The organism is Streptomyces sp. NPDC059832 (assembly GCF_042731715.1).
In the GTDB taxonomy this organism is placed as follows: domain Bacteria; phylum Actinomycetota; class Actinomycetes; order Streptomycetales; family Streptomycetaceae; genus Streptomyces.
The window spans coordinates 208,082-218,258 of the sequence record NZ_JBHWIY010000001.1 but is presented as its reverse complement, the minus strand read 5'-3'; the positions used below and the strand labels follow the sequence as shown (position 1 = coordinate 218,258).

Below are 10,177 nucleotides of genomic sequence, written 5' to 3'. Positions count from 1 at the left end.
AGCGAGGCGGGATCGGCGCGGGGGGGGCGCGGAAGTCCCCGCGCCGGTGGACGCGGGGACGAACACGAGAGTCAGGACAGTCCCAGCTCGCCGTCGAGAAGGTCGAAGAGCTCGTCCGCGGTCGCGGATTCCAGGTCGGTCGTGTCGTCCTGGCCGTCGCCGGCCGCGGGCCGGCTGTCGGTCCAGGCCGACAGCAGACCGCGCAGACGTTCCGTGACCTGGGAACGGTCGTCGTCGTCCGCGGGGACGACGGCCAGCGAGGCTTCGATTCGGTCCAGTTCGCTGAGCAGCGCGAGGGCGGACACCTTGCTCTGCGAGGCGAGTTCCTCGGAGAGGTGGCGGGCCAGCGCCTCCGGCGACGGGTGGTCGAAGATCAGCGTGGCCGCCAGTTTGAGGCCGGTGACCTGGTTGATCCGGTTGCGGAGTTCGACGGCCGTGAGGGAGTCGAATCCGATCTCCAGGAAGCCCCTGCCCACCTCGACCACGGCGGTCGAGGAGTGGCCGAGCACGGTAACAATCGCCTCGCGGACCACGTCGAGCACGGCGCGGTAGCGCTCGTCGTCGGTGTGCCGGGACAGCTGCTCCTTGAGGGACGCCGCCGATTCGGCACCGGGCCGGCCGGCCGCGGCCTGCGGGCGGGTGGCCGTACGGAAGTACGGGCGCAGCAGTGGCGGCAGCATGTCGGCGCGTACCTGCGACTCGTTCGGTGTCAGCCGGGTGAGGAGCAGGTGCGGCTCGGTGGCGCGGGCGGCGGCGTCGAAGAGAGCGAGGCCCTGCGCGGCGGAGAGGGGGGCCATGCCTGCCCGGCTCATGCGGGCGATGTCGCCCGCGCCGAGCTCCCCGAGCATGCCGCCCTCGCCCCAGGGCCCCCAGGCCAGCGAGGTGGCGGGCAGGCCCTGGGTCCGGCGTACGGCGGCCAGGGCGTCCAGGAAGGCGTTGGCCGCCGCGTAGTTGGCCTGGCCGGGGCCGCCGAAGGTACCGGCGGCGGAGGAGTACAGGGCGAAGAAGGACAGGTCGAGGAGGTGGGCGGTGAGTTCGTGCAGGTGCCAGCCCGCGTCGGCCTTGGGCCGCAGTACGTCCGCGATCCGCTCGGGGTTGAGGGATTCGAGGACGCCGTCGTCGACGACACCTGCCGCGTGCACGACACCGGCCAGGCCGCCGTCCTGCGCGGCGATCACGTCGATGACCGCTGCGAGCGCGGCGCGGTCGCCCGCGTCGCAGGTCACCCAGCGGGCGGTGGCACCGAGGTTTTCGAGTTCTGCGATGAGTTCGGGGCCGTCGGGGCCGCCGTCGGGGCGGCGGGCGGCCAGTACGAGATTCCGTGCGCCCCACGTCTCGACGAGGTGGCGGGCCACCAGGCCGCCGAGGCCGCCGCTCGCACCGGTGACAAGTACCGCGCCGTCGACGGCCGGGAGAGGCTGCGCGTCCGGGACCGTGACCCGTGTCAGGCGCGGTACGTGCACCTCGCCGGCCCGGACCGCGGCCTGTTGCTCGCCGAGGGCGGCGAGGAAGTCGTAGCCCTCGATGGAGCCGTCGGTGTCGACCAGGCCGATCCGGTGCGGGTGTTCGGACTGGGCGGAGCGCACCAGGCCCCATACGGCGGCTGCGGCCAGGTCCGAGACCTCGGAGCCCCCTGCGGCCACCGCGCCGCGGGTCACGACGACCAGGCGGGCCCGGTCGTCGTGGTCGGCGCCCAGCCAGTCCTGCAGCTGGTTCAGGACGTCGGACACCCGCTCGTGCACGCCGGACACCACGTCGATGCCGGATTCGGCGCCGAGCGCGGGCACTTCGAGGACCGTAACGGCGTCGGCTTCGTCGGCGGAAGCGGAAGCGGGGGCTCCGGCCTGCGGGGCGCCTGCGGGCGTCCATTCCAGGCGGAAGAGCGGGTCGGAGCCGCCCTGGGAGGGAGGCGCCAGCTGTCCGGCGCTCAGCGGCCGCATGACGAGGGAGTCGATCCGCGCCACCGGCGAGCCGACGGCATCGGCGAGATCGAGCGACACGGCTCCGGTGTCGGCAGTGGTGATACGGACCCTCAGCACCGGCGAGCCGACCGCGTACACGCTCACGCCGGTCCAGGCGAAGGGCAGTTGACCTCCCTCGGCAAGCGAACCGCCACTGACTCCGATGGCGTGCAGGGCGGAGTCGAGCAGCGCCGGGTGCAGTCCGAAGCGGCCCGCCTCGTCCCACACGTCCTCGGGCAGCGCGACCTCGGCGAACACCTCGTCCTCGCCACGCCACACCGCCCGCAGGCCCTGGAAGACAGGCCCGTAGCCGTAGCCGATCCCGTTCATGAAGTCGTACACGCCATCGACCGATACCGGTTCCGCGTCCTGCGGCGGCCACTCCGTCAGGGCCAGACCGGCCTGGCCGGCGGTGTCGGTCACGAGTACGCCGCTCGCGTGCCGCGTCCAGCGGGCCGCGGCCTCCCGGGCCGGACGGGAGTGGATCTCCAACGGGCGCCGGCCGTCTTCGGCAGGTCCGGCCCACAGTTGAAGAACGACGGCGTCCGCGGTGCCCAGGACGAGCGGGGCGGCAATGGTCAGTTCCTCGACCCGGTCGCAGCCCGCCTCGGCCGCGGCATGGGCGGCGAGATCGACGAACGCGGCACCGGGCAGCAGCACCGTGCCCATGACCGCGTGGTCGGCGAGCCAGGGGTGGGTGTCGAGGCCGATCCGGCCGCTGAGCAGCAGACCGTCCGATCCGGCGACGTTCACGGAAGCGTCGAGGAAGGGGTGCTCCGTGGGTCCCATACCCATCTGGCTGAGGTCGCCGAGTGCGGGTCCGGCGGAGCGCAGCCAGTAGTGCTCGTGCTGGAAGGCGTAGGTGGGCAGGTCGGTGCGCCGGGCGCCGGAGTTCGCGTAGTAGGCGGCCCAGTCGACGGGGGCGCCGTGCGTGTGCAGCTCCGCCACGGCGGTGGTCAGCGCTTCGGTCTCGGTACGGTCCTTGCGCAGGGCCGGTACGAAACCGGCCTCGTCGCCGGTCACACAGTCCTGGCCCATCGCGGAGAGGACGCCGCCGGGGCCGAGCTCCAGGTACGTCGTGACGCCCTGGGCTTCCAGGTGGCGTACGCCGTCGAGGAAGCGGACCGCCTGGCGGACATGATCCACCCAGTAGTCGGCCGACAGCAGCTCCTCACCGGCGAGTTCACCGGTGAGGTTGGAGACGATCGAGAGCTTCGGTGCGCGGAAGGTCAGGTTCTCCGCCACGGCCTTGAACTCGGCCAGGATGGGTTCCATGCGCGGCGAGTGGAAGGCGTGACTGACCCGCAGCCGCTTCGTCTTCTCGAAGCCCGACGCGATCGTCAGTACGGCGTCTTCGTCGCCGGAGATGACCACGGAGTCCGGGCCGTTCAGCGCGGCGATCGAGACGCTTTCGGTGAGCAGCGGCAGGATGTCTGCTTCGGTGGCCTGGATGGCGACCATCGCGCCACCGGTCGGGAGTGCCTGCATCAGCCGGCCCCGCGCGGCAACCAGCGCCGCCGCGTCCTCCAGTGACCAGACACCCGCCACGTGCGCGGCGGCCAGCTCACCGATGGAGTGGCCCAGGAGGTAGTCCGGGGTCACGCCCCAGTGCTCCAGCAGCCGGAAGAGGGCCACCTCGATCGCGAACAGGCCCGCCTGGGTGTAGACGGTCTGGTCGATCAGCTCCGACCCGCCGAACACCACCTCCTTCACCGGCCGGTCGAGATGACGGTCCAGCTCCGCACACACCGCGTCGAAGGCATCCGCGAACACCGGGTACGCCTCGTACAGCTCCCGGCCCATCCCGGACCGCTGCGAACCCTGACCCGAGAACAGGAACGCCGAACGACCGGCGCCCACCACACCCCGCACCACACCTGGGGCCGGTATGCCTGCGGCAATCGCCTTCAGAGCGGTGAGGAACTCCTCCCGTTCGCCGGCGACTACAGCGGCCCGGTGCTCCAGATGTGCGCGGCCCGTGGCCAACGACCATGCGGTGTCCAGCGGTGCCGGATCGGCGGCCGTCTGCCCGCTCACGTACTCCGCGAGCAGCGCGGCCTGTGCCCGCAGGGCGTTCTCCCCGCGGCCGGACAGAACCCATGGGACGGTGGCCGGAGCCGGTCGGCCGGGGGCCTCCTCGCTTGTGGTGCCGCGGCCTGCGGCGGGCGGTTCCTCAAGGATGGTGTGGGCGTTGGTGCCGCTGACTCCGAAGGAGGACACTCCCGCGCGGCGCGGGTGATCACCTGCCTCCGGCCAGTCTCGGGCCTCGGTGAGCAGTTCCACCGCGCCCGCCGACCAGTCCACCTCCGTGGACGGCGTATCGACGTGGAGGGTCCGGGGCAGCACCTCGTGGCGCATCGCCATGACCATCTTGATGATGCTCGCGACACCGGCGGCGGCCTGCGTGTGGCCGATGTTCGACTTCAGGGAGCCCAGCCACAGCGGGTGCCCCGCCGGGCGGTCCTGGCCGTAGGTGGCCAGCAGGGCCTGTGCCTCGATCGGGTCGCCCAGGGTCGTGCCCGTGCCGTGCGCCTCGACGACGCACACGTCGGCGGCCGAGATCCCGGCCTGGGCGAGGGCCTGGCGGATGACGCGCTGCTGCGCCGGGCCGTTGGGGGCGGTCAGGCCGTTGGACGCGCCGTCCTGGTTGATCGCCGATCCCCGTACGACCGCGAGAACGTCGTGGCCGTTGCGCACGGCGTCCGAGAGCCGCTCGACGAGCAGGACCCCGACACCCTCGCCCCAGCCGGTGCCGTCCGCCGCGTCCGCGAACGCCTTGACGCGGCCGTCGCCCGCGAGTCCACCTTGTCGGCTGAACTCGGCGAAGACGGTACCGGTCGCCATCACGGCGACACCGCCGACGAGGGCGGCCGAGCATTCGCCGCTGCGCAGAGCCTGGACGGCCATGTGCAGGGCGACCAGTGAGGACGAGCAGGCCGTGTCGACCGTCACCGCCGGGCCCTCCAGGCCCAGAGTGTAGGAGACCCGGCCGGAGAGCACGGCGGTGGCCGTGCCGGTCATGAGGTAGCCCTCGGTGCCCTCGGGGGTCCGGGTGACATCGCTGCCGTATCCCTGCGAGGAGGCGCCGATGTACACACCCGTGCGGCTGCCCCGCATCGACGAGGGGTCGATTCCGGACCGTTCGAGGGCCTCCCAGGACGCCTCCAGCAGCAGCCGCTGCTGCGGGTCCATGGCCAGGGCCTCACGCGGGTTGATGCCGAAGAACCCGGCGTCGAAGTCGCCCGCACCGGCGAGCCAGCCGCCCGCGGCCACCGGCCGGTCGGCCGCGTCGCTGCCCGGCCAGCCACGGTCGGCGGGGATGTCGCCCACGGTGTCGATGCCTTGGGCGACCACGCGCCAGAGGTCCTCCGGCGAGTTCGCCCCGCCCGGGAAGCGGCAGCTCATGCCGACGATGACGACCGGGTCCTCGTCCGCTCCGGCTCCCGTCATGGACAGCGCCGCCGACGATTCGGCGGGCAGGTCTTCGGCCGGCTCGTCGAGGACGAGGGTGAGGAGGTGACCGGCGAGCTCCGCGACGGTGGGGTGGTCGAACACGAGAGTGGCGGGCAGCCGCAGGCCGCTGGCGGTGTTCAGGCGGTTGCGTACGTCCACGGCGGTCAGCGAGTCGAAGCCGAGTTCACGGAAGGGCCGCGAGGTGTCGAGCGCACCGGCATCGGCGTATCCGAGGACTGCGGCGGCCTCGCCGCGCACCAGTTCCACCATCCGGTTGCGCTGCTCGGCCGGGGTCAGCCCGGCAAGCCGGCGCTGGAGAGCGGAGGTGACGCCCGATTCGGCGCCGTCTGCCTCCGCCTCGGCCGCGTCGAGGATCTCCCGTACCTCGGGGAGGTCTTCGAGCAGCGGGCTGCGGCGCGCCACGGTGAAGGAGGGGACGAAGCGGTCCCAGCGGATGTCGGCGACGGTCAGGGTGGTCTCGCCGTGCTCGACGGCCTGGCGCATCGCGTTGATCGTCAGGTCGGGGTCCATGACCGGCAGACCGCGGCGGCTGAGCAGTTGCTCGGCCTCGCCCTTTGCCATACCGGCGCCGCCCCAGGCGCCCCAGGAGACGGCGGTGGCGGTCCGGCCGCGGGCGCGGCGGTACGCGGCGAAGGCGTCGAGGTAGGTGTTGGCCGCGGCGTAGGCGCCCTGGCCGCCGCTTCCCCAGATGCCGGAGATCGACGAGAAGACGACGAAGGCGTCGAGCGGGTCGTCGCCGAGTGCGTGGTCCAGGTTGCGTGCGCCGGCCGCCTTGGCGGTGATGACATCGGCGAACGTGGGGTGGTCGGTGTCCTCGATGGAGCTGAGCTGGCTCACACCCGCCGTGTGGATGACCGCGGTGACGGGGTCTCCCTGACTGCGCAGACCGGCGACGAGGTTCTCGACGGCGGTGCGGTCGCTCACGTCGCAGGCGGCGATCGTGGCACGGACGCCCTTGGCGGTCAGTTCGGCTTCGAGCTCGGCGGCGCCGGGTGCGGCGGGGCCCCGCCGGCTGGTCAGGACCAGGTGTTCGGCGCCCTGGTCCGCGAGCCACCGGGCGATGAACGTACCGAGGGCCCCCGTGCCACCGGTGATCAGGATGGTGCCCCGGGGGCTCCAGGACTGCACGGGCTCGCCGAACGGGGCGCGGACGAGGCGGCGGGCGAAGACGCCGGAGGCGCGGACGGCGACCTGGTCCTCGTCGCCGGTGGTGCCCAGGATTCCGGCGATCCGTGCGAGGGCGCGGTCGTCGAGGGTGGCGGGCAGGTCGATCTGACCGCCCCACCAGCCCGGGTGTTCCAGACCGACCACACGGCCGAAGCCCGTGACGGTCGCCTGCGCCGGGTCGGCCGGCGGGTCCGACTTGCCGACGGCCACGGCACCGCGTGTGAGGGTCCACAGCGGAGCCGGACCGGCGGCCTCGATCAGGAATTTGACCAGGTCGACGGTGGCGATGAGGCCGTTGGGCAGCGCCGTGAACTCGGCGTGCGGGGTCTCGTCCAGACCGACGAGGGAGATGATCCCGTCGGTGTCCGGCAGACCGGCGTCGGCAAGACCTCGGAGCGTCGTACGAACGATCTCGGCGCCCTGCCGGGCCAGGCCCGCGGCGAGGGTGTCCGCGAGCTCGGCGTCGTTGTCGGCCGGGTTCTCGGGTACGACGAGCAGCCAGCGGCCGGTGAGAGCGGCCTCGGTGGTCGAGGCGACGGGCTTCCAGGTGACGCGGTAGCGCCAGGAATCGATGGTCGAGCGCTCCTGACGACTGCGCCGCCAGGAGGTGAGTGCGGGGAGAGCCGCACGCAGGGGCTCGGTGTCGGCGCCGTCCAGGGCAGTGGCCAGGGCTTCGAGGTTGCCCTGCTCGATGGCCTGCCAGAAGCGTGCCTCGTCCGGGTCGGCGGTCTGCGCGGCCGCGATGGCGGATCCGGGCTGGAACTCGGGCCAGTAGCGGGTGCGTTGGAAGGCGTAGGTGGGCAGGGCGACGCGGGTGGCGCCGGTGCCGAAGACGGCCGTCCAGTCGATGTCGAGACCGTGGCAGTGCGCCTCGGAGAGAGAGGTCAGCAGGCGCTGCGCCTCGTCCTCGTCACGGCGCAGGGTGCCGAGGGTCACGGCATCCGTGCCGGTGTCCTCGATGGTGCCCTGGAGACCGAGGGAGAGGACCGGGTGGGGGCTGACCTCGATGAAGATGCTGTGCCCGTCGGCGAGGGCGGCGCGGGTGGCCTGCTCGAACTCGACGGTCTCGCGGAGGTTGTTGTACCAGTACCCGGAGCCCATCTCCGTACCGTCGAGGAGGGCGCCGGTGAGGGACGAGTACAGGGCCGTGTCACCGGCCTGCGGAGCGATACCCGCGAGCAGTCGCGCCAGCTCCGCCTCGATCTCCTCCACGTGCGCGGAGTGCGAGGCGTAGTCCACATCGATCCTGCGGGCGCGGATGTCATTGGCCCGGCAGTCGACAACCAGCTCGCCCAAGGCTTCCGGATCACCCGAAACGACCACGGACGAAGGCCCGTTGACGGCGGCGATGGAGATCCGGCCGTCCCAGGCCGCGATCCTCTCCCGCACCCACACGGCGGGCTGGGCCACCGACACCATGCCACCACGACCCGCAAGCGCGATGATCGCCCGGCTCCGCAGAGCCACCACCTTCGCCGCATCGCCCAACGACAGGACGCCCGCCACAGCGGCTGCCGCGATCTCGCCCTGCGAGTGACCGACAACCGCCGCCGGACGAACCCCGAACGACCGCCACACCTCCGCCAGCGACACCATCACAGCCCACAACACCGGCTGAACGACATCCACCCGATCCAGACCCGGAGCGCCCTCCGCACCACGGACAACATCCAGCAACGACCAGTCGACATACGGCTCCAACGCAGCCGCACACTCCGCCATCCGCGCCGCAAACACCGGCGAGGACTCCAGCAAACCCACCGCCATCCCGAACCACTGCGCACCCTGCCCCGGGAACACGAACACCGGACGGGAACTGCGCCCGGCGGTCCCGCTCACCACGTCGGCGGAGGGTGTTCCTTCGGCGAGTGACTCCAGGGCGGCGAGGAAGTCCGCACGCGCGCCGGCCACCACGGCCGCCCGGTGGCTGAAGGCCGTCCGAGTCCGGGCGAGGGAGTGGCCGATGTCCGCGAGCGGGACGTCGGCGTGGTCGCGAAGGTGTGCGTGGAGGCGCTCGGCCTGGGCGGCCAGAGCCTGTTGAGTCTTGGCCGACAGCACCCAGGGTACGGCGGCGGTGCGCACGGCCGGAGCCTTGAGCGGTTCGTCCGAGGCTTCGTCCGTTGCTTCGGGCTTCGTTTCGTCCGTCGTACCGTCCCCCGGCTCGGCAACGGCTTCCGGGGCCTGCTCGACGAGGATGTGCGCGTTGGTGCCGCTCATGCCGAACGAGGAGACTCCGGCGCGGCGCGGCGCACCTGTTGCGGGCCAGGCGCGGGCCTCCGTGAGCAGTTCTACGGCGCCGGCGGACCAGTCGACGTGCGGCGAGGGCTCGTCGGCGTGGAGGGTCTGCGGCAGGACGCCGTGCCGCATGGCCATCACCATCTTGATGACTCCGCCGACACCGGCGGCGCCCTGGGTGTGGCCGATGTTCGACTTCAGCGAGCCGAGCCACAGCGGGCGGTCCTCGGGCCGGTTCTGGCCGTAGGTGGCCAGCAGCGCCTCGGCCTCGATCGGGTCGCCCAGTCTCGTACCCGTGCCGTGCGCCTCGACGGCGTCGACATCGGCCGTGGTCAAGCGGGCATTGGCGAGGGCGTCGAGGATGACGCGCTGCTGGGAGGGGCCGTTGGGGGCCGTCAGGCCGTTGGAGGCACCGTCCTGGTTGACGGCGGAGCCGCGTACGACCGCGAGGACGTCGTGGCCGTTGCGACGGGCGTCGGAGAGCCGCTCCAGCAGGAGGATGCCGACGCCTTCGCTCCAGCCGGTGCCGTCCGCGGCGGCGGAGAACGCCTTGCAGCGGGCGTCGGCGGCCAGGCCGCCCTGCTCGCTGAAGCCGCCGAAGGCGCTGGGCGTCGACATGATGGTCGCGCCGCCCGCAAGGGCGAGCGTGCATTCGCCGTTGCGCAGGGCCTGGGCGGCGAGGTGGATGTTCACGAGGGAGGTCGAGCAGGCCGTGTCGACGGACACGGCAGGGCCTTCGAGGCCGAGCGTGTAGGCGATGCGGCCGGAGACGACACTCGCCGCCGTGCCGGTGAGGATGTAGCCCTCGGTGCCCGCGGGGGGCGGGGCCAGCAGGTGGGAGTAGTCCTGGCCGGTGGTTCCGGTGAACACTCCGGTGCGACTGCCCGCGAGGGAGTCGGGGGTGATCCCGGCGGTCTCCAGGGCCTCCCAGGCGCACTCCAGCAGCAGCCGCTGCTGGGGGTCCATGGCGAGGGCCTCGCGCGGCGAGATGCCGAAGAACGCCGGGTCGAAGTCGGTGGCGTCGTAGATGAAGCCGCCTTCCTCGCGGAAGGAGGCGCCCTCCTGGGGGCCGGAATCGGTGTCGCCGCGGCTCCAGCCCCGGTCCTCGGGGAAGTCCGACACCGCGTCGACGCCGGATTCCACCAGCTGCCACAGCTGGTCGGGGGTCCGTACACCGCCCGGATACCGGCAGCTCATGGAGACGACGGCAATCGGCTCGCTGTCGCGGGCCTCCACCTCCCGCAGGCGCTGACGTGTCTGGTGCAGGTCCGCCGCAACCAGCTTCAGGTAATCCCGAAGCGTCTCTTCGTTCGCCATTCATCCCCACCCTGGGCAGCAGC

At 72.3% G+C, this 10,177-nt stretch carries 1 protein-coding gene; it reads right to left on the bottom strand.

Features of this window, described 5'->3' with window-relative positions; all coding sequences use genetic code 11:
- Nucleotides 1–71 precede the first annotated feature (71 nt).
- The gene (locus ACFV8T_RS00760; RefSeq protein WP_385323019.1) at nt 72–10,154 is read right to left on the bottom strand and encodes a type I polyketide synthase; all 10,083 of its coding nucleotides are present in this window, start codon (nt 10,152–10,154) and stop codon (nt 72–74) included.
- Nucleotides 10,155–10,177: the final 23 nt, after the last annotated feature.

What these genes read in the sequence shown, in the direction of transcription:
- ACFV8T_RS00760 (WP_385323019.1), bottom strand. Translation starts at nt 10,154, where the DNA reads ATGGCGAACGAAGAGACGCTTCGGGATTACCTGAAGCTGGTTGCGGCG.